At 68.6% G+C, this 19,482-nt stretch carries 19 protein-coding genes and 1 pseudogene; 11 read left to right on the top strand and 9 right to left on the bottom strand.

What is annotated here, in order from left to right; translation table 11 throughout:
• The 9 genes from DEIPI_RS32650 to DEIPI_RS0118910 form a co-directional block, all read left to right on the top strand.
• Positions 1-442: amino acid ABC transporter ATP-binding protein (locus DEIPI_RS32650; protein ID WP_045234711.1), on the top strand; the 442-nt coding region annotated here is incomplete at its 5' end.
• A gap of 10 nt (positions 443-452) precedes the next feature.
• A complete protein-coding gene (locus DEIPI_RS0118945) occupies positions 453-1,157 on the top strand; it encodes an ABC transporter permease (RefSeq protein ID WP_027482807.1) in 705 nt (234 codons plus the stop codon).
• A 1,020-nt stretch (positions 1,158-2,177) separates the two neighbouring features.
• Entirely contained in the window at positions 2,178-2,366 is a 189-nt protein-coding gene (locus DEIPI_RS0118940) for a hypothetical protein (protein ID WP_027482806.1), read from the top strand.
• A 133-nt stretch (positions 2,367-2,499) separates the two neighbouring features.
• The gene (locus DEIPI_RS0118935; RefSeq protein WP_027482805.1) at positions 2,500-2,967 is read left to right on the top strand and encodes a hypothetical protein; all 468 of its coding nucleotides are present in this window, start codon (positions 2,500-2,502) and stop codon (positions 2,965-2,967) included.
• A gap of 673 nt (positions 2,968-3,640) precedes the next feature.
• A complete protein-coding gene (locus DEIPI_RS0118930; protein WP_157463800.1) occupies positions 3,641-4,027 on the top strand; it encodes a hypothetical protein in 387 nt (128 codons plus the stop codon).
• A gap of 112 nt (positions 4,028-4,139) precedes the next feature.
• Positions 4,140-4,982 (top strand): SPFH domain-containing protein, encoded by an 843-nt coding sequence (locus DEIPI_RS0118925; protein ID WP_027482803.1) that lies wholly within the window; start codon positions 4,140-4,142, stop codon positions 4,980-4,982.
• A gap of 39 nt (positions 4,983-5,021) precedes the next feature.
• Entirely contained in the window at positions 5,022-5,228 is a 207-nt protein-coding gene (locus DEIPI_RS0118920; RefSeq protein ID WP_027482802.1) for a type II toxin-antitoxin system antitoxin, read from the top strand.
• A 25-nt stretch (positions 5,229-5,253) separates the two neighbouring features.
• Positions 5,254-5,565 (top strand): hypothetical protein, encoded by a 312-nt coding sequence (locus DEIPI_RS0118915; protein ID WP_027482801.1) that lies wholly within the window; start codon positions 5,254-5,256, stop codon positions 5,563-5,565.
• A gap of 303 nt (positions 5,566-5,868) precedes the next feature.
• Positions 5,869-6,372 (top strand): CarD family transcriptional regulator, encoded by a 504-nt coding sequence (locus DEIPI_RS0118910; protein WP_425387880.1) that lies wholly within the window; start codon positions 5,869-5,871, stop codon positions 6,370-6,372.
• Between the two features lie 50 nt (positions 6,373-6,422).
• Here DEIPI_RS0118910 and DEIPI_RS38135 read toward each other — a convergent pair whose 3' ends face one another.
• The 8 genes from DEIPI_RS38135 to DEIPI_RS0118865 form a co-directional block, all read right to left on the bottom strand.
• On the bottom strand, positions 6,423-6,575 hold the full coding sequence (locus DEIPI_RS38135; RefSeq protein ID WP_157463799.1) for a hypothetical protein: 153 nt from the start codon (positions 6,573-6,575) through the stop codon (positions 6,423-6,425).
• A 212-nt stretch (positions 6,576-6,787) separates the two neighbouring features.
• Positions 6,788-7,186, bottom strand: a complete 399-nt coding sequence (locus DEIPI_RS0118900) for an acyl-CoA thioesterase (RefSeq protein WP_027482799.1) — start codon at positions 7,184-7,186, stop codon at positions 6,788-6,790.
• A complete protein-coding gene (rbfA, locus tag DEIPI_RS0118895) occupies positions 7,183-7,467 on the bottom strand; it encodes a 30S ribosome-binding factor RbfA (protein WP_027482798.1) in 285 nt (94 codons plus the stop codon). The genes DEIPI_RS0118900 and rbfA overlap by 4 nt, the downstream gene beginning before the upstream one ends.
• Positions 7,464-8,801 carry a phosphoglucosamine mutase gene (glmM, locus tag DEIPI_RS0118890; RefSeq protein ID WP_027482797.1) on the bottom strand — a complete coding sequence of 446 codons (1,338 nt, stop codon included), beginning with the start codon at positions 8,799-8,801 and terminating at the stop codon, positions 7,464-7,466. Before glmM ends, rbfA begins: the two co-directional genes overlap by 4 nt.
• Before the next feature lie 17 nt (positions 8,802-8,818).
• Positions 8,819-10,231 carry a phosphohexomutase domain-containing protein gene (locus DEIPI_RS0118885; protein ID WP_027482796.1) on the bottom strand — a complete coding sequence of 471 codons (1,413 nt, stop codon included), beginning with the start codon at positions 10,229-10,231 and terminating at the stop codon, positions 8,819-8,821.
• Positions 10,232-10,328: 97 nt separating this feature from the next.
• A complete protein-coding gene (gene pgm, locus DEIPI_RS0118880) occupies positions 10,329-11,969 on the bottom strand; it encodes a phosphoglucomutase (alpha-D-glucose-1,6-bisphosphate-dependent) (RefSeq protein WP_027482795.1) in 1,641 nt (546 codons plus the stop codon).
• Between the two features lie 175 nt (positions 11,970-12,144).
• Complete coding sequence (locus DEIPI_RS0118875) at positions 12,145-15,357, bottom strand: DUF11 domain-containing protein (RefSeq protein WP_157463798.1); 3,213 nt, start codon at positions 15,355-15,357, stop codon at positions 12,145-12,147.
• 429 nt (positions 15,358-15,786) lie between these two features.
• Positions 15,787-17,067 carry a replication-associated recombination protein A gene (locus tag DEIPI_RS0118865; protein ID WP_045234709.1) on the bottom strand — a complete coding sequence of 427 codons (1,281 nt, stop codon included), beginning with the start codon at positions 17,065-17,067 and terminating at the stop codon, positions 15,787-15,789.
• Between the two features lie 70 nt (positions 17,068-17,137).
• Between DEIPI_RS0118865 and DEIPI_RS0118860 the strand changes: the two genes are divergently transcribed.
• On the top strand, positions 17,138-18,340 hold the full coding sequence (locus DEIPI_RS0118860; RefSeq protein ID WP_027482792.1) for a hypothetical protein: 1,203 nt from the start codon (positions 17,138-17,140) through the stop codon (positions 18,338-18,340).
• Between the two features lie 9 nt (positions 18,341-18,349).
• The gene (locus DEIPI_RS0118855) at positions 18,350-19,186 is read left to right on the top strand and encodes a menaquinone biosynthesis family protein (protein WP_027482791.1); all 837 of its coding nucleotides are present in this window, start codon (positions 18,350-18,352) and stop codon (positions 19,184-19,186) included.
• 94 nt (positions 19,187-19,280) lie between these two features.
• Here DEIPI_RS0118855 and DEIPI_RS40370 read toward each other — a convergent pair.
• Positions 19,281-19,482 (bottom strand): annotated as a pseudogene (locus DEIPI_RS40370) (3-deoxy-7-phosphoheptulonate synthase); the annotation flags it as partial.

Here is a 19,482-nt window from a genome sequence, read left to right as displayed (position 1 = left end):
CGAGCCCTTCGGGGCGCTCGATCCCCTCGCGCGCGAGCGGCTGCAGGACGAGTTCCGCGCGCTGCAGCGCCGCCTCGGCAAGACCGTCGTGATGGTCACGCACGACATCGACGAGGCGCTCAGGCTCGCGGATCACGTCGCGCTGATGAATGCGGGACGGCTGGAGCAGTTCGGCACGCCCGACGAGCTGGTCCTCTCGCCCGCCACGCCTTTCGTGGAGCGCTTCTTCGGGGAGGACGCGCGCATCCGCCGCCTGTCGGGCCGCACCGTCCGGGACCTCATGCACGACCGCACGCCGCTGGACGGTCCGGACGTGAGCGCCGACGCGAGCGCCCGCGCGGCGCTCGCGCTGATGCTGCGCGCGGGCCGCGACACGCTCGCCGTGACGGACGCGGGGCGCGTGGTGGGCCGCATCCGCCTCGCGGACCTCGGGCAGACGTGAGAGGTCCGCTGTGAGGAGGGGCCTGCCCGCCCTCCTGTGGGGCGCGCTGCTCGTCGTGGCGGCGTGGCCGGGCGTGCTGCCGCGCCTCCTCGCGGGGCTCGCCGGGGGGCGTTCGCTGGACACGGACGTGCCGCTGTGGCGCCTCACGCTGGATCACCTCGGGCTGGTGCTGCTCGCGGAACTCGTGGTGCTCGCGGTGGGCGTGCCGCTCACGCTGTTCGTGACGCGGCGCGGAAGCCGCGCGTTCCTGGGGCTCACGGAGGCGCTCGTGGGGCTCGGGCAGACCGTCCCGACCCTCGCGATCCTCGCGCTGGCCGTGCCGCTCGTGGGCTTCGGCGTGGCACCCACGCTGCTGGGCCTCGTCGCGTACGGGCTCGTGCCGGTCGTGTCGAACGGCGTGGCGGGCCTGCGCGGCGTGGACGCCGCCTCGCTGGACGCCGCGACGGGCATGGGCATGACGGACGCGCAGCGCCTGTGGCGGGTGGAGGTGCCGCTCGCGCTGCCCGTGTGGCTGGCGGGCCTCCGGACGTCCACGGTGTTCAACGTGGGCACCGCCACCGTGGGCGCGGCGCTCGGCGCGGGCGGGCTGGGCGCGCCCATCATCAACGGGCTGTCGCAGCAGAACACGGCCCTCGTGCTGGAGGGCGCGATCCTGGCGGCGCTCCTCGCGCTCACGCTGGACGCGGTGCTGGGGTGGGTGGCGCGGGAGGTGTGAGAATTTGTCTCCCATATCCACTCCATCCTATTATACTGGTTTCGGTAAACTTTTTATTTGGAGCAGTAAGACATAATGGAAATCGCAAAGTTTGTAGGATTATCTTCGATTATGTTTGGAGTCCTGTGGAGTCCTTGCGTCTTAGCCGCGAGAGACGTTCCAGCAACTTTTACTTGCAAAAGAGCAAAAGGTGGCGCAAACGTTGCCATTCAGGCGACCACACTAGTGAGGTTCCTGAAGGCAGGAGCCACATTAAAGGTTCCCACCTTCCCCGCGGCTTACGGGGAACAGACGCCTGGAAAACCCACAAAGAGGTTATATATATTGGTGCATATACCGCTACCCAAACAGATTAATTTTTTTACTTTTGAAGTAGAAGGTGGCGCTGTCGGATATGAAGACGGCGTTATTGGAACAATAAGCGGCAGAGGTAGTTGTAGCATCTAACCAATACATAGCCAGAACCGCCCCGGAACACCCGCCTGCGGCCCGTGCACCCTTCCCGGTGCCCGGGCCGTTTCCACGTCGTCATGGCCCGGCTCACACACGACCACCACGCCTTCGCGCGCCGGGTGGGATGTGCGGTTTCTCGACGTGCGCGGCCCGCGGATGGGCACACTGAAGACGTCCATGGGCCTCGGCCCGCATTCTCTAGAAATCGACATGAAGTATTCGAATAAACGCCGGGTGGCGCTGGCAGTCCTCGCCATCGCCACATGCCTCCTGATCGCCCTCGCCCCCGCGGGCGCCCAGCAGCGGCTGGAGATCCCGCTCCCGCCAGGGTATCCCTACCCGGGGCAAGGATCGGGCCAAGTTCCTCCTGGCTACCCTAAGACTCCACCTCTGCCGCCCACTGGCCCGCTGCCCGTTCCAAGGTTACCGGTTCCCCAGGGGCCGCCAGGCGGAGCGAGGGACGAATGGGACCTGAGCTTCCAGACCACCTGTCAGATTTCATCACTCGTCGGCACGACGATGATCAGAATCAGAGGTGGCAATCCTGTCCCCGTCACAGGAGGCGAGATGAAGTTCACCGTACCCTGGGCGGGACAGAGCACCGCGCAGCAACCTCACCTGCAGCGCGACATCAGGATAGACAGCGTTCTTCCTGCCGTCACCCCGGCAAACACGGTCGGCGAAGGTAGCGGGTATTTCTTCATCAACAGGGGGTCAGTCCGGGCTAAGACCCGGTTCATCTGCCGTCCCATGTAGCTGCAGCCTCTCCAACCGCGGCCCTCGGTCCTCCCGGACCGGGGCCGTCCTCGTTGGCGGCCCTCGTGCGCTTGTCTACACGTACGCGCCCGCGCTGCCCGAGGATGGAGGAAGCTCCGGTGTCCTGCCGGAGATGTTGATTTCAATCGTTGTTATGAAGACATTGGTTTCGCTTGTCATGAGTGCGGTCGTGGTATGGAGTGCCGCCAATCCCGTGGTCGCCAGATCCAAGAAGGTACCGGTCGTGCTGCCGCCGTTGTCGCCCAAGACGCCAGCGCTCAGAGGAAAGGTAACGACCGATATATCGGCTGATCTGAGGTGCACGATCACCCAGAACGCCATCACCGACATCACGAAATTCCACGTCAAGGCCAACAAGAGCCTGACGTCGAAGGTCGTGACCGGTTCGGGTTCCGCGACCGTCCTGGGGAAAACGGTGCCGGCTCAGCCAGCCCTGGGTGTACGTGCCATCAACCTTGACCGTACGGTGACGATTTCCGGACTGCAAGGGTCCGGTACCGCCTCCGTCGGGGGCACCGTCACCCTGGAGGACGACACCGTCGTTGACTACTACGGCCAGACCGACTGCCGCCGATTCTAATTCTGGGAAGTCATCTTCCTTCCACGACATCAACGGCCCCCGTCCCCCCGGAAGGGGGCCGTCCTCGTTCCGGGCGGGTGTGTCTTTTCCCGGAAGCCCGGGAAGCGTCCACGAGAATGGATGGAGCTCCGGACGTATGCCGGAGATGACCTTTCGAATTGAAATGCGATGATCATCATTTCACGACGTTTGACGTCCACTCTGTTCTCAGGTGCCCTCGTCATGGCCTCCATGTTCCCCGTATCGGCGCAGCACAGAATTCCGGTCACCACGCCGCCCATGCCGAACCTGGCGCCTCTACCGATCTCGCCCACCTGCGTCACGCAGGGGGGCAATACCCACATCAGATTCGACAATTCGGTTCCCAGAACCCAACGTCCGATCAAGCATGGGATGGGCGCCGTCTTCGTTCCCGCGACGGGTTCCACCGGCGTGGTCGTCATCTCGCCCGACAGCAACACGCTGAGTGGGCACGGCGTGGCACCTGGGGCACCCCAACCCGGGAATCGGGCCTACGTGTCGGGAGTCGTGGAGGGACAGCGTGGGCACCGGGCCTTCCTCGGGGACGCGCCCTGCCACCCCGCTCCCGGCGGTTCCCGGTGACGGTCGCCGGTTCGGCAACCGCCGAAGACACGGCATCACCAAATCTCCAGGTAAATAAGAGGGTTTGACGATGAAAAAGTACTTTCTCCCTTGTCTGACAGTTCTGGTGTCAGTTCTACTCTCCGATGCGAATACCGTCCACGCAGAGGACCGTGTGAGAAACGTCAGCGGCAACACGTACTGTCAGAACGGACTTCTCCCCAGGACGACGACGTTCGGGACGAACGTCATCCTGGACCGACGGACGGCGAACGAGCCCAGGGGCCGCGTGACCTACCGCACCCTGAACGGCGTGTCTGCCGACGCCCTCAATCAGAGGGGGGCGGGATACCGGGCCCGTTTCAGGGCGACCGCCGTCGGCAAGGTCCCTCCGGGCACGACCGGCGTGGTCGGTGGGAAAGTGATCCACCCGGACGGGTCGAGGACCTGGCTGGGCGGCCTCTATCAGTGCAGGTAGCCTGACCTGACGGCCCTCGGTCCCACCGGACCGGGGCCGTCCCTTTTGTGCTTCAGGCACATGTGATATCATATTGGTAGCGGCGCGGTATCGCCGCACTGGAGGCACACCCATGAAAGAGCAACGCGCCTTCTCCCTGCCCGGCCCCGTGATGTTCGTGGCCGTCCTCCTCCTCGCGGCCCTCGCGGTGGTCCTGCTGAACACCGACAACGGCGTCCCGGGCATCCTGACGATCGTCGTGGCCGTGTTCGTCATGGCGGGCTTCTTCATCGTCCAGCCCAACAAGGCGGCCGTCATCACCCTCTTCGGGCGCTACGTCGGCACGGAGCGCCGCAACGGCTGGTTCTGGACGAACCCCCTCACGGTCCGCAAGGCGATCTCGCTGCGCATCCGCAACTTCAACAGCGAACGCCTCAAGGTCAACGACCTCAGCGGCAACCCCATCGAGATCGCCGCCGTGATCGTGTGGCGCGTCGTGGACACCGCCCGCGCCTCCTTCGACGTGGAGGACTACGCGAACTTCGTCGCGATCCAGTCCGAGACGGCGCTGCGGCACCTCGCGAGCCGCTTCCCCTACGACGACCACCGCGCCGGGGAGCTGTCGCTGCGCGGCAACGCCGACGAGGTCGCCGAGACGCTCGGCTCGGAGCTCGCGTCGCGGCTCCAGCACGCGGGCGTGGAGGTCCTGGAGGCCCGCCTGTCGCACCTCGCGTACGCGCCCGAGATCGCCGGGGCGATGCTGCAGCGCCAGCAGGCCGCCGCGATCGTCGCGGCGCGCGCCACCATCGTCGCCGGGGCGGTCGGGATGGTCGAGGAGGCGCTCAAGATGATCGGGGAGCAGAACATCGTGCAGCTCGACGAGGAACGCAAGGCGCAGATGGTGTCGAACCTGCTGGTGGTCCTCACGTCGGAACGCGGCACGCAGCCCGTCGTGAACGCGGGGAGCCTGTACTGACGTGCCCGGACGGGCAGCGCCGGAGGGGAGCGTGAATCCTTGAGCCGCACGAAGAAGGCGTTTGCCCTGCGGGTCAGCCCGGACCTGTACGCCGCCCTGGAACGCTGGGCCGCCGACGAGCTGCGGTCCGTGAACGGGCAGATCGAGTACCTCCTCACGGACGCCGCGAGGCGCGCGGGGCGCCTGCCGGACCCCGACGGCAACGTGAAAGAAGCGAGAAGGGCGCCCGGCGACGACGCCGACTAGACTGACCCCAGAGGAGGAGCCACCCATGGACATTCGCGACATCCGCGCTCAGATGCCGGTCAAGAACGGACTCAACGAGGTCATCGGGCAGGTCGTCGACGCCGACGACAACTACCTCGAGGTTCAGCTCGAGAACGGCGACCACGTCTGGGCCCCCGTCAGCCTCATCAACACCGTCGATCCGCGTCACGTGCATCTTTCCGGTTCCGGCGACGACCTCACGAAGCGCTGGCTGAACAAGGACCCCGACGCCTTCAAGGAGGAGATGGTCGACGAGGCCTCCGAGGAGTCCTTCCCCGCGAGCGACCCGCCGTCGTTCAACCCGCAGAAGTCCTGATCCTCGTGTCGTCGAGGGGGAGCCCGCCCGGGCTCCCCTTCTCATTGCAGCTCATTGCAGACACAGAATCCTCAGTTTACGACGAGGTTGGCAAGGTCCGAGTGAGATGCTAGACTTGAGCGGTGATTCCTGAACGAACGCTGAATGACAGTGCTCCGGTTCGGGAAGACGATTCGCAGTTCAACATCCAGTACGGGTAATCCACGCGGCTCAGCATTGCTGAGCCGTTTTTCGTGGGTTGCCCACCTCACGCGGCACCGATTTCGCCGCAGGGTCCAGTTCCATGACAAGGGGTGGCAGAGGATGATGAAGAAATACGCGTACAACCCGGGCGACCGCGTCGTGCTTCCCCCGTACGGTGTCGGCGTGGTCTGCGGCATCAGCAAGCGCCGCGTCGCCGACGACATGCTCGCGTACTACCAGGTGGAGTTCCCCAACAGCACCTCCCGCGCGTTCGTCCCCGTGGACGCCCCCACCGGCGTCGGCCTGCGTCCCGCCCTCACGGGCGCCGACATGCCCGAACTGCTCTCACGCCTGCGCGACGGCCACATGAACCTCCCCCGCCAGTGGGCCGCGCGGCACCGCCGCGTCACCGAGATCCTCGTGAGCGGCGACCCCTACCTGCTCGCCACCCTCGCGTCCGAACTGCGCCGCTGGAACGCCCAGCGCGGCCTGCCCGACCTCGACCGTCAGGCCTACCGCCGCGCCCTCAAGCTGCTGGAGCAGGAAGTCCGCGAGATCAACGGCGGCAACGCCACCGACGTCAGGGCCATCATCGACAGCGCCTGGGGCGAGAACAGCAACTGAGCCCTCAACAGGAAGGAGGCGAAGCAGAAACTGCTTCGCCTCTTCTCTATCTACTCATCGTCGTCGGGGTCCTCCTCGTCATCCCCGAACCCCTCGGGATTATCCGCGAGCCGAGCGCTCATCGTGAGATACGCCGTGGCCGCCTCCGGATCGTAGATAGGCTGGGGTGTCCTCGTCGCCTCGTCGATGGTCCATTTGTGCATCTAAATATTGAATGCCTCAAAGTAACAATCCGAGAGCAAATTCCTATTATTTTCATTCGACGTTTTAAAACTTCTCCATATGATAATTGTTATGGACAACCCCTCAATAGTCACACGATCAAATACCGAACGAACAGAATACCGATCGTCACCATACAAGAAGTCGGCCACCTCCACCCTAAAGGGCGAGGCGACCGACACGCGTACAAAAGCTACGCTCCCCGCAGCTTCTCCAGGATGTCCTCCGGGATGCGCGCCACGCGGTACGACTTGTCGGTGGGCACGTGCTCGGTCGTGCCGGTCGCGAGCAGTTCGTCGCCGCGCCGCAGGACGTAGGAGAACACGAGGCGGCGATTCCTGACCTCCCCCACCGTCGTCTCCAGCGTGAGTTCCTCGTCGTAGCGGGCGGCGCGGCGGTACTGCACGTGCAGGCCGGACAGCATGAGGTAGTAGCCGCGCGCCTCCACCTCCGTGTAGCTCACGCCGAGGGCGCGCATGAGGTCGCTGCGGCCCAGCTCGAACCAGACGGGGTAGTTCGCGTGATGCGCGACGCCCATCTGGTCCGTCTCGGCGTAGCGGACCCGCACGGTCGTGCTGGACGTGACCGTCACAGGCGCGAGGTACCCGCGTCGAAGAATTCCAGCACGGGCGTGCGGCGCAGCTTCACCTGACGCGCCACCTCGCGCTGCAGGTGGCCCTTGGCGTGCTCCAGCGCCGCCATGAGTGGACCCATCTCGCCGAGGGTGCTGAGGTACACGCGGGCGATGCCGTAGTCCGACGTGACGGACACGCGCTCCACCGTCACGATGAGCGGCACGCGCGGGTCGCGCAGCTCCGAGATGGCGTTCGAGAGCACCCGCTGCAGCTGGGATTCGATCTGCGCGGGCTTCATGCGGTCGCTCTGCCCGCGCGGGCCGCGATGACGTCGGCGATGGAGCGCGCCACCTCGTGGATCTCGGTCTCGTCGGGGCCTTCCACCATGACGCGCACGAGGGACTCCGTGCCGCTCGGACGCAGGTTCACGCGGCCACGACCCGCGAGTCGCGCCTCGGCGACGGCGACGGCCGCCGCCACCTCGGGATCGCGCGACACCGCGTGCTTGTCGTTCACGCGGACGTTCACGAGCGTCTGCGGGAACATCACGAGCTCGTCGTGCAGCTGATCGAGGGTCACGCCGACCCTGCGGGCCGCCGCGAGGGTCTGCAGGGCGGTCAGCACGCCGTCCCCGGTGGGGCTCAGGTCGAGGAAGAGGATGTGGCCGCTCTGCTCGCCGCCGAGGTGCAGCGACTCGTTCGTGAGGCGCTCGTGGACGTACCGATCACCGACCTGCGTGCGTTCCAGACGCACGCCCGCCTCGGCCAGCTTCACCTCCAGCGCCATGTTCGCCATGATCGTCGTGACGACCGCCGACTCGCCGCGCGCGCGGGCCGTGAGGAGCAGGATGTGGTCGCCGTGCACGGGATGGCCGCGCGAGTCGACGAAGAGCGCGCGGTCCGCGTCCCCGTCGAAGGCCACGCCGAGGTCGAAGTTCCCGTCGCGGACGATGCGCGACAGCGTGCCGAGGTGCGTGCTGCCGCAGTCGCGGTTGATGTTGCGCCCGTCGGGCGTGGTGTATACCGCGAAGACGTCCGCGCCCGCCCCCTGGAAGACCTTCGGCGCGACGCGGTACGCGGCGCCGTTCGCGCAGTCCATCGCGACGCGCAGACCCGTCAGGTCGGGCGCGCTCGCGAGGAGGTGCTGCACGTACAGGCGTTCCGCCTCGGTGTAGTTCGTGACGCCGCCGAGGTCCACGCCACGCACGGGCGGCAGGTCGGCGGCGGGGTCGATGGCCGCCTCGATCTCGAGTTCGAGCTCGTCGCTGAGCTTCCCGCCGTGCGCGCCGAAGAACTTGATGCCGTTGTCCTCGTACGGATTGTGCGATGCGCTGATCACCACGCCGAGGTCGGCGCGGAGGTAACGCGTGAGGTAGCTGACGCCGGGCGTGGGCAGCACGCCGAGGTGCACGACGTCCACGCCGCGCGACGTGAGGCCCGCCGCGAGGGCGGCCTCGAGCATGTCGCCGCTCTGGCGGGTGTCCTTGCCGATCACGACGGTGGGCCGCGCGTGCGAGCGGCGCAGCACCTCCGCGGTGGCGCAGCCGAGCCGCATCACCCACGAGGCCGTGAGGGGGAACTCGCCGGCGACCGAGCGGACCCCGTCGGTGCCGAAGTACTTGCGTTGGGTCATGTGGGGCATGATATCGCCTAGGCGCCCGCCGTCACCCGGTTCGTCGCGTCGGTGAGAACGGCGCGGACGCTGTCCTCGTCGGGGCCCTCCACGTAGACGCGCACGACGGGTTCCGTGCCGCTGGCGCGCAGCATCGCGAAGCCGCCGTTGCCGAGCAGCAGCTTCACGCCGTCGCGCGTGACGGCGCCCGTGACCCTCACGCCCGCCACGTCCGTCCACGCGGGCGCCGCCGCCATGAGGGCGGCCTTGTCGTAGTGCGCGGGCAGGTGCAGGTCGTTGCGGTCGTAGACGTGCCGGAAGCCGGTGAGGCCCTCGATGTCCGCGAAGAGCTCGTCGAGGCCGCGGCCCGAGCGCGCCACCGCCTCGAGCAGCAGCAGGCTGTTGAGGATGCCGTCGCGTTCGGGCACGTGACCGCGCACGGCGAGCCCGCCGGACTCCTCGCCGCCGATCATCACGGCGAGCTCCGGGTTCGCGTCGCCCTCCAGGAAGGCGTCGGTGATGTACTTGAAGCCGACGGGCGTCTCGGTGACGTCGAGCCCGAGGTGCGCCGCGAGCCGCTCGATGATGCCGGAGCCCGACACGGTCTTCACGACGCGTCCGCGCAGGCCGCGATCGAAGAGGTGGCGGATGAGCACCGCGAAGATCTTGTGGCTGTTGAAGTACCGCCCGCCCGCCGTGACGGCCCCGACGCGGTCGGCGTCGCCGTCGGTGACGCTGCCGAACACGAGGCCGTCCTCGGCGGCGAGGACGTTCGTGAGACTCCCGAGGTTCTGGGGGATCGGTTCGGGGTTCACGCCGTAGAACTGCGGGTGCGGCACGCCGTGCAGGGGGCGCAGTTCCACGGGGAGCTTCGCCTTCTTCACGTAGCCCTCGATCCAGCCGCCGCCCGCGCCGCCCATCGCGTCGTGGTACATGACGCCCCGGTAGCCGCGCAGGGTGTCGAGGTCGAGGACGGCGTCGAGCGCGGCGTAGTACGCGGCGCGCACGTCGAAGGTCTCGATGGTGCCGGGCGTGCCCGCGAGCTCCTCCTCGTCCGCGAGGGCGGCCTCCACCTCCGCGACCATGGCGGGCGTGGCGCTCCCGCCGTACGCGCCCTTGAGCTTGTAGCCGCTGTACTCGGGCGGGTTGTGCGACGCGGTGATCATCACGCCGCCCGCCGCCGAGAAGTGCTTCACGGCGAAGGACAGCGCGGGCGTCGGCAGGTAGGCCTTCGAGAGCAGCACGTGCAGGCCGTGCGCGGCCATGACGTCCGCCGCGACGCGCGCGAAGGCCGGTCCCTGGAAGCGCGTGTCGTACCCGATGACGACGCGCTCGCCGCCCGCCCGGCGCAGCACGCGCGCGTGGGCCGCCGCGACCCGCGCGACGTTCGCGTACGTGAAGTCCTCGGCGATGATGTCCCGCCAGCCGTCCGTTCCGAATTTGATGGGCATGAATGGGTCCTCCGAAATCTCCCAAGGATGGTACCGCAGGCGGGACGGAGGGGCGCTTCAGCGAACGGCCATGACCCGGCGGACCGCTGACCGCTCCCTACAGGCCCGCCGCCCCGAAGGCCGCGCCCACCACCTCGCGCGCCTCCTCCATGACGCGCGCGAGGTGCTCGGGGCCACGAAAGCTCTCCGCGTAGATCTTGTAGACGTCCTCCGTGCCGCTCGGACGCGCCGCGAACCAGGCGTTCTCCGTGGTGACCTTGAGGCCGCCGATGGGCTCGTCGTTGCCGGGCGCGCGGGTGAGGCGGGCCGTGATGGGTTCCCCGGCGAGCTCGGTCGCCGCGACCTGATCGGGCGAGAGGTTCGCGAGAGCCTTCTTCTGCGCGGGCGTGGCGGGCGCGTCCTGACGGCTGTAGGCGCTCGCGCCGTAGCGGGCCTCCAGGTCGCGGTAGTGCTCGCCCGGGGAGCGGCCCGTGCGGGCGGTGATCTCGGCGGCGAGGAGCCCGAGGATGATGCCGTCCTTGTCGGTGCTCCACGCGCCGCCGTCACGGCGCAGGAAGGACGCGCCCGCGCTCTCCTCCCCGCCGAAGCCGAGGGTACCCGCGGATAAACCCGGTACGAAGTACTTGAAGCCCACCGGCACCTCCACGACGCGCCGCCCGAGACCCGCGCCGACCCGGTCGATGATGGCGCTCGACACGAGCGTCTTGCCGACGCCCATCGCGTCGTTCCAGCCCTCGCGGTTCCGGAAGAGGTAGTCGATGCACACGGCGAGGTAGTGGTTGGGGTTCATCAGGCCGTCCTTGGTGACGATGCCGTGACGGTCCGCGTCGGGGTCGTTGCCGAACGCGACGTCGAAGTCGCCGCGCAGTCTCAGCAGGGGCGCCATCGCGTAGGGGCTGGAGCAGTCCATGCGGATCTTGCCGTCGTGATCCACCGTCATGAAGGAGAACGTGGGGTCGATCCGTTCGTTCACGACGGTGAGGTTCAGGCCGAGTCGGTCGCGGACGGCCTCCCAGACGGGCAGGCTGCTGCCGCCCATGGGGTCCGCGCCGATCCGCAGGCCCGACGCGCGGATCACGTCCAGGTCGACGACGCTGGCGAGGTCGTCCACGTACGGCCCGACGAAGTCGTGCTCCCGGGCGTGCGCGCTCCCCAGGGCGTCCGCGAGGTCCACGCGCCGGATGCCGGAGGGGTCGGCGAGCAGTTCGTTCGCGCGGGCCTGCACGGCCCCCGTGACGTCCGTGTCGGCAGGCCCGCCGCTCGGCGGGTTGTACTTGAAGCCGCCGTCCTGCGGGGGGTTGTGGCTGGGCGTGATGACGATGCCGTCGGCCTTCTCGGCGCTCGCGGCGTTATGGGTCAGGATCGCGTGCGACACGAGCGGCGTGGGCGTGTAATCTCGCCCCGTCTGGTAGCGGACCTGCACGCCGTTCGCGACGAGGACCTCCAGGGCGGTCACCCAGGCGGCCTCGCTGAGGGCGTGCGTGTCCATCCCGAGGAACAGGGGTCCGGTGATGCCCGCGCGGGCGCGGTGCTCCGCGACGGCCTGCGAGACGGCGGCGATGTGCGCGTCGTTGAAGGTGCCGCGCGAGCTGGTGCCGCGATGTCCGCTCGTGCCGAAGGAGACGCGCTGCAGCGGATTCTGCGGGTCGGGACGCAGGGCGTAGTAGTCGCTCATGAGGCGGGGGATGTTCGTCAGGAGGCGGGCGGGCGCGGGCTGTCCGGCGAGTTCGCTGGTCATGGGAGCTCCTTCGTGCATGGGTCGTGGGATGAGCGTGAGTGCGCGGCGCGTGGCCGTGCCCCCATCTTTACCGCGTGGAGCGCACGCCGCGCGACCGCGTTCCCTTGATCCTTGCAAGGAAGGAGCGCCCCGCTCTCGCGGGGCGCTCCTTCCTTACGCCGAACGGAACGGGGGATCAGTCGCGCGGGACGACGCGCGTCAGTTCCTCCTCGGTGGCGGTGGTGGTGCTGCCGGGGTTCACGGTGTAGTACGAGAGGCCCATGCTGAGCTTGCCGCTGCCGGTCGTGACGGCGTTCATGACGATGTTGCCGAGCACGAAGTCGCCCGAGTCCATCTGGTTGACCTTGATGGTGATGGTGTGGCCGTCCGCCGAGCGGGTGATGCTGGCGGTCTTGCCGCCGCCGAGGTTCACGCTGCTGCCGCCCGCGATGACGTCCTCGTAGTTGACGGTGCTGAAGATGGAGACGCCGGCGGTGCCGAGGACGTTGTGGCCGAACACGAGCTGCCAGTCGCGCAGCGTGGCGATGCTCGCCATGGACGGCAGCTTCAGGGTGATCACGACGTCACGCGCGGCCGAGGTGCCCTCGTTGAGCTGACGGAAGTTGTACTCGAAGTTGTCGCCGACGCGGAAGGTGTCGGTGAGGCGGTTGTTGAAGAGTTCCTCCGCGATCTGCTGGAAGGGCGTGACGACCGCGTCGTTGCCGTTGCTGGCCTCGCTGTCGTAGAGCTTGCTGTCGAAGGAGATGTCCTCACGGAAGATGTTGATATCCTCGCAGTCGGCGAGGTAGTTGCGGCCGTCGAACACGGGCGACGTGGCGGGGGCCTGCGGGATGGACTCGCCCGTCTCGGGATCGAAGGTCTCGTACTGCGGGGCGAGCGCCGGGAACGGGCCGGGGCGGCCGGGCAGCGCGGAGATGACGGGTCCGGTGAGGACCTGACCGGGCTGGTTGAGGTTCCAGCCGTACAGGTAGACGCAGTTGCGCCGCTCGGGTCCTCCGTTGCCGACGGTCTCGGCGCGCAGGTCCGCGTAGAAGGTGCGGGTCTCGCCGAGGGCGATGTCGGGCAGGCGGATGCCGAAGGTGCCGCGGTCGAAGCGGATGCGGTCGAGTTCGCTGCGGGCGCCCGTGGCGGTCATGCTGTAGAAGCTCGGGTTGGCGAGTCCGCTGCCGAAGGCGTCCACCACGACCGGGTAGAAGAACGTGCCTTCCGCCGCGTACTGGTTGGGGTAGCGGCTCTTGAGGTCCGCGTAGCCCGCCCGCACGATGGGATTGGCCTCCTCGGAGGTGGCGCGGTCGATGTTGCGGACGCTGATCGCGTACGTGGCGGTGTTGTTCGTGAGGATGCTGGAGTCGAGTGCGGTCTTGTCGAGCTGCATCATCGGGCGGACGACGTTGATCTCCAGGGTGTCGCGCGCCTCGGCGCCGTTGGTGGCGTTCGCCTTCGCGAAGTTCTTGACCATGTACGGGTCGGCGTACTCGGTGTTGCCGACGAAGGCGCCCGTGGCGGTCTCGTTGAAGACGGGCGGACGCTCGCCCCAGTAGCCGGTGCCGCCCACGTCGCCGCGCGCCACGTCGGTGTTCCCGTCGCGGTTGTTGTCGTTCCAGGCGTAGCCGGGCTTGTGACGCGGGTAGACGGTGAGGCGGACCGTGACGCTTTGGTTCTGCGCGAGGTCGCCGATGTTGTTGACCTCGATGGCGTGCGTGAGGTCGTCGTACTCGGCGCGGGCGCCCTGACGGCCCACGACGGTGGCGCTGACGAAGCCGAGCTCGGCGGGCAGCACGTCACGCGCGGTGACGTTCTTCGCCGTGGTGGCGCCGGTGTTGCGGACGACGACGTCGTAGGTGTACTGCCGCCCGACCTTCATGCCGGACACGAGTTCCTGCGGGGCGGTGACGTCGTTCGGGTCCCAGGGGTCCTGATCGCCCACGTCGTCGAAGTCGCCGTCGCCGTTGCGGTCGATGCCGTAGCCGGACCACGTGATGACCTGCGGGCCGGTCTTGTCGACCTCCAGGATGGGGGTGGAGTAGTCCACGTCGAACTCGTAGCTCTTGAGCAGGAACTCGTACGTGCTGGGTCCGAAGGTGACCTGGGCGTAGTAGCGGGCGCGGACGCGCACGTCGAGCGGGCCGTTCTTGAACGCGCTCTGCTCCAGGCCGCTGACGGGCCGGACGCTGACACTGCCGTCGGGGTTCGTGACGAGTTCGAGGTTGCCGTCGTCCCCGTCGCCGGTGGAGACGATGTCGTAGGCGACGCGGCCGGGAGCGAGGGTGCCGCCGACGGGCACGGCCGGGCCGGTGGGCTGCTTGGGCTGCACGAGCGTGCGGAAGCTGTTGACGTCGGGCCGGGCGGTCGTGGGGTTGAAGAAGTTGAGGTCGAAGGGCGAGCCGAAGACCTTGCCGACGCGTTGATCGGTGGGCAGGACCTGCTCGGCGCCGCCGTTCGTGCTCGCGCCGAGCAGGAGGTGGGAGATGTTGTAGAAGAACACCTTGAACTCGGCGTTGCTGCTGGTGGTGCTGCCCGCGCCGCCCGAGGCGTTCACGACGAAGCGGACGGGCGGCGCGCCGGTCTGCACGCTGCTGACCGCGTACACGTGGAAGCGCACGATGCCGTTTCCGTCCGCGATGATGGGCTGGTTGTTCATCGCCATGGCGCGCACGCCGCCGGAGGCGCTCGCCGCGCTCGCACCGGCGCCCGCGTGACCGGGGAAGATGCTGACGCTGTCACTGTCGGCGGTGACGGTCACGACCGCGCCGGGCACGGGGTTGCCGGCCGCGTCGCGCGCGACCATCGTGATGTTGATGGGTTCCTCGGTCTGCGAGGCGAGCAGCAGCGCGTCCTTGTTGGGGTTGATCTCGCGCTGGTAGTCGAACGCGGCGTTGAGTTCGTCCGTGAAGGCCTTGTCGTCGGTGGCGTCGCCGTTCCTGTTGAGGTCGGCGCTGATCCCGGCGATCTGCGTGGCGGTGGCGGTGCGGTACGCCAGCACGGCGGTGGCGGTGGCGGCGCCGCCGCAGTCGAGGGTGACGCTGGCGGGCGTGTTGGGCGCGCTGAAGCCGTTCTGGGCCTCACCGCGGATCTGGAAGGTGCCGGCGGGCAGTTTGATCTTGTCGTTGTCGGCGACCTGCATGGACTTGTACACGGTGCCGTTCTGCAGCACGGTGATGTTGGCGGCGGCGACGCCCTGCAGGTCGATGGTGACGGTGGCGCACTCCTCGGGGGCGGGCGTGCCGGGATTCGTGCCGGGGTTGGGGCCCGGGTTGCTGGGGTTGGGGTTCTGCTGGCTGGGGCCGCCCTGCAGGATGGGGGCGGGCTGGGGGGCGCCGCCGCAGGCGGCGAGGATGAGGGCGGACGTGAGGCCCAGGCCGAGCATTCGGGTTCGGTTAAGTTGCATAGTGGTGTGTCTCTCCTGTCTGTGATAGGAAAGGAAATAATGATATGAAGGTCTGGCGAAAGCCACGCGAGCGGCTTTCACGTCGGACGACCATGAGATCATGTCGTGCTCGGCTCCATGCAGGAGTCGGGGGACACGATGATGGCCTCGCTCACGCGCGCTGTCGTCAGCGCACGGAGCCGTGCAGTCTGGGGGGGGGATTGAGCAGGGAGGGGATGAGCTAGAGCACTGCACATGAAACGGTTCATCTCACGCGCATTCGTTTACTCCACTCATCACCTCCCTTTCGGACGCCGAGTTTGCGTCGATCGCTCCAATCGTACGAACACACGACGTACTCATGGTGAGTGAAATAAGTCAAATATGAGTCTAATTCTGCTTCTGCACTGAGAGTTGCGTGAGAACCACGAGAGCCGGTATGAAAATCGCTTAGGACTCCCTCTCATCGCCGTGCAGTTCGCGCAGTTTGCGCCACCGCTCCCGCACGCGCGCCTCCCAGCCCTCCCCCGTCGCCTCGTACAGGGACGTCCCCACCAGCTCGTCCGGCAGGTACGTCTGCGCGAAGCTCCCCTCCGGATCGTCGAAGTAGTACGCGTAGCCGCGCCCGTAGCCCTGCGAGCGCATGAACGACGTCGGCGCGTTGCGCAGGTGCACCGGCACCGCGTGCTGCGCCTCCCCCGCGAGGTCCAGCGCCCGCTTCCACGCCACGTACACGCTGTTCGACTTCGGCGCGAGCGCGAGGTACACCACCGCCTGCGCGAGCGCGAGGTCCCCCTCGGGACTCCCGAGGAACTCCGCCGTCTGCTGCGCCGCCACGCACAGCCGGATCGCCTGCGGGTCCGCGAGGCCCACGTCCTCCACCGCCATGCGCACCACCCGCCGCGCCACGTACATCACGTCCGCGCCGCCCGCGATCATGCGCGCCAGCCAGTACAGCGCCGCGTCCGGATGCGAGCCGCGCACGCTCTTGTGCAGCGCCGAGATGAGGTTGTAGAAGTCCTCGCCGCCCTTGTCCATGCTCGGCAGGTGCCGCCCGAAGGCCTCCGTCACCACCTCCGGCGTGACCGTGGCCTCCAGCGACGTCGCGATCTCCAGCGTTCCCAGCGCGCGCCGCGCGTCCCCGTCCGCGAGCCGCGCGAGCAGGTCCAGCGCCTCCTCGGTCACCGTCACGCCCGTGAGGCCGCGCGGGTCCGTCAAGGCCCGCACGAGGAGCGCCCGCACGTCCTCTCGCGAGAGCGGTTCGAGCACCAGCGTCCGCGACCGCGACCGCAGCGCCGGGTTCACCTCGAAGCTCGGGTTCTCCGTCGTCGCGCCGATGAGGGTCAGCAGGCCGCGCTCCACGTGCGGCAGCAGCGCGTCCTGCTGCGCCTTGTTGAAGCGGTGGATCTCGTCGAGGAAGAGGATCGTGCGCTCCCCGCGCCCCTGACGGCGCTCGGCCTCCTCCACCGCCGCGCGCACGTCCTTCACGCCCGCCGTCACCGCCGACAGCTGGATGAAGTGCGCCCGCACGTACGACGCGACGAGCCGCGCCAGCGTCGTCTTGCCCACCCCCGGCGGGCCCCACAGGATCAGGGAGCCGAGCCGACCGCTCTCCAGCATGCGGCGCAGCGGACGCCCCGGCCCCAGCAGGTGCTGCTGACCGGCGACCTCGTCGAGGGTGCGGGGCCTCAGCCGTTCCGCGAGCGGCGCGGGCGGATCGAACAGGGTCATGGAAGGAAGTCTAGCGTGGGGTCCGGACAGGCCGCGCTGAGCTCACCTTGGGGAGGGGTAAGATCCCTCCATGGACCTCACCGAACGCTACGTCCGCATCGCCCACTTCCTGGAGGCCCACACGCACGGCTACATCGACGGGTACTTCGGTCCCGCCGAGTGGGCCACTCCCGAGCACCGCGAGGCCCACATGCTCGCGGAGGACGTCGCGCAGCTCGAAGCGCAGGTTCGCGAGCTCCCCGACGGGGGGCGCCGCCGCTTCCTGGAGGCGCAGGCCCGCGCCATGCGCACCAGCGTGCGGCTCCTGTCGGGCGAGGAGGTGCCGTACGCCGAGGAGGTGCGCGGCCTCTACGACATCGACCCCGTGCGCGGCGACGAGGCGGAGTTCGACGCGGCCCTCACGCGCCTGCGGGACCTGCTGCCCGGCCACGGCGACGACCTCGTGGCGCGCGAGACACCCCTGCGCGAGGCCGCCGAGGTGAAGCCCGAACGCCTGCAGGCCGTCCTCGACGTGATCGTGCCCGAGCTGCGCGCCCGCACCGGGCGGCTCTACGGACTGCCCGACAATGAGGGCTTCGACGTGCGGCTCGTCACGAACGAACCCTGGAGCGGCTACAACTGGCCGCTCGGGAACCGCCGCTCGCGCGTGGACGTCAACACGGACCTGCCCGTGCTGCTCAGCGGCCTCCCGGACCTCATGACGCACGAGGGCTACCCCGGCCACCACACCGAGCACGCCTGGAAGGAGGCGCTCCTCGCCGAGGAGGAGGGCCGCCTGGAGCACACGATCCTGCTGATCAACGCGCCCGAGTGCGTCGTGAGCGAGGGCATCGCGACCGTCGCGCGCGAGATGGTCATGACGGACGCGGAGCTGCGCGACCTCGTCGGCGGGGAGCTCGCGCGCGTTGCGGGCGTGGACGCGGACGCCGCGCTCGCCCTGCTCGACGTGGCGGAGGCCAAGAAGGCGCTCTCGCGCGTGAACGGTAACGCCGCCCTGCTGCTGCACGAGGCGGGCCGACCCGACGAGGAGGTCGTGGAGTACCTGCGGCACTACGGGCTGCGCAGCGACGCGCAGGCCCGCAAGAGCCTGGAGTTCCTGCGTCACCCCAACTTCCGCTCGTACACCTTCACGTACACGGCGGGCGCGGACCTGCTGCGGCCCCTCCTGAAGGGCGAGGACCGCCACGACGTGTTCCGCCGCCTCCTCACCGAGCCCCTCACGCCCGGCGAGATTCGCGGTCTCGTCACGGAACGCGCCGCCTCCGGGGCGTAGCCTGACCGCGTGACCACATCCGCCGCCACCACGCTGGACCTCGGGTACTCCTTCTGCCCGAACGACACGTTCATCTTCTACGCGCTCACCTTCGGACGGGTGCCGTCGCCCCTGCCCGTGCGGGAGGTGCTGGAGGACGTCGAGACGCTCAACGGCTGGGCGCGCGAGGCGAGGCTGCCCATCACCAAGATCAGCTGGCGCGCGTACTTCGACGTGCAGGACCGCTACGTCGCGCTGCGCTCCGGCGGCGCGCTCGGACGCGGCGTCGGTCCCCTGATCGTCACGCGCGGCGACGTCGACGACCTCGCCGGGAAGGTCGTCGCGTCGCCCGGCGCGCTCACCACCGCCGAACTGCTGCTGCGCGCCCGCCACCCCGACGTGCGGGTCGTGCGGATGCGCTACGACGAGGTGATGCCCGCCGTCGTGGAGGGCCGCGCCGACGCGGGCCTCATCATCCACGAGTCGCGCTTCACGTACCACCAGCACGGCCTGAGCCGCTTCGTGGACCTCGGCGCGTGGTGGGAGTCGGAGACGGGCCTGCCCCTCCCGCTCGGCGCGATCCTCGTGCGGCGCGACCTCCCTCGCGGCACGCAGCTCGCGCTCCAGGACGCGGTGCGCGCCAGCCTGGAGTACGCCCGCGCCCACCCGGACGAGCCGCGCGACTACATCCGCCGTCACGCGCTGGAGATGAGCGACGAGGTGATGCAGGCCCACATCGACCTGTACGTCAACGACTTCAGCCTCGACGTGGGCGAGGAGGGCGAGGAGGCCGTGCGGGCACTGCGCGAGCGCGCCGAGCGCGCGGGCGTGGTGCTCCCGTCCGACCTGCCGCTGTTCGTGTCCTGAGGACCGACCGCGAAGGAGACGCGCCCCTTCCAGGGAGGCGCGTCTCCTTCGCGGTCCGGGCCTTCGGGCCTGGGGCGTCCAGCGTCCGTGTTCGTCAGGACATTCTCGCGTGCGCGTCCAGCAGCATCCGCTCGGTCTCCTCCCAGCCCACGCAGGCGTCCGTGACGCTCACGCCGCGCCGCAGGGTCCCGCCGAGGGCCTGCTTCCCCTCCGCGAGGTTGCTCTCGATCATCACGCCGCGCACGAGTCGCGAGCCGCGCGCGCGGCCCTCCACGACGTCCGCGAGGACGCCCGCC

The sequence above is a fragment of the Deinococcus pimensis DSM 21231 genome (assembly GCF_000519345.1).
GTDB lineage: Bacteria > Deinococcota > Deinococci > Deinococcales > Deinococcaceae > Deinococcus_A > Deinococcus_A pimensis.
Note: the sequence above shows the minus strand (reverse complement) of the source record. Positions and strands in the feature narration are given on the sequence as shown.

What these genes read in the sequence shown, in the direction of transcription:
- DEIPI_RS0118860 (WP_027482792.1), top strand. Translation starts at nt 17,138, where the DNA reads ATGGACCTCACCGAACGCTACGTCCGCATCGCCCACTTCCTGGAGGCC.
- DEIPI_RS0118865 (WP_045234709.1), bottom strand. Translation starts at nt 17,067, where the DNA reads ATGACCCTGTTCGATCCGCCCGCGCCGCTCGCGGAACGGCTGAGGCCC.
- pgm (WP_027482795.1), bottom strand. Translation starts at nt 11,969, where the DNA reads ATGACCAGCGAACTCGCCGGACAGCCCGCGCCCGCCCGCCTCCTGACG.
- DEIPI_RS0118885 (WP_027482796.1), bottom strand. Translation starts at nt 10,231, where the DNA reads ATGCCCATCAAATTCGGAACGGACGGCTGGCGGGACATCATCGCCGAG.
- DEIPI_RS0118925 (WP_027482803.1), top strand. Translation starts at nt 4,140, where the DNA reads ATGAAAGAGCAACGCGCCTTCTCCCTGCCCGGCCCCGTGATGTTCGTG.
- DEIPI_RS0118915 (WP_027482801.1), top strand. Translation starts at nt 5,254, where the DNA reads ATGGACATTCGCGACATCCGCGCTCAGATGCCGGTCAAGAACGGACTC.
- DEIPI_RS0118935 (WP_027482805.1), top strand. Translation starts at nt 2,500, where the DNA reads ATGTTGATTTCAATCGTTGTTATGAAGACATTGGTTTCGCTTGTCATG.
- DEIPI_RS38135 (WP_157463799.1), bottom strand. Translation starts at nt 6,575, where the DNA reads ATGCACAAATGGACCATCGACGAGGCGACGAGGACACCCCAGCCTATC.
- DEIPI_RS0118930 (WP_157463800.1), top strand. Translation starts at nt 3,641, where the DNA reads ATGAAAAAGTACTTTCTCCCTTGTCTGACAGTTCTGGTGTCAGTTCTA.
- DEIPI_RS0118940 (WP_027482806.1), top strand. Translation starts at nt 2,178, where the DNA reads ATGAAGTTCACCGTACCCTGGGCGGGACAGAGCACCGCGCAGCAACCT.
- glmM (WP_027482797.1), bottom strand. Translation starts at nt 8,801, where the DNA reads ATGACCCAACGCAAGTACTTCGGCACCGACGGGGTCCGCTCGGTCGCC.
- DEIPI_RS0118875 (WP_157463798.1), bottom strand. Translation starts at nt 15,357, where the DNA reads ATGCAACTTAACCGAACCCGAATGCTCGGCCTGGGCCTCACGTCCGCC.
- rbfA (WP_027482798.1), bottom strand. Translation starts at nt 7,467, where the DNA reads ATGAAGCCCGCGCAGATCGAATCCCAGCTGCAGCGGGTGCTCTCGAAC.
- DEIPI_RS0118910 (WP_425387880.1), top strand. Translation starts at nt 5,869, where the DNA reads ATGATGAAGAAATACGCGTACAACCCGGGCGACCGCGTCGTGCTTCCC.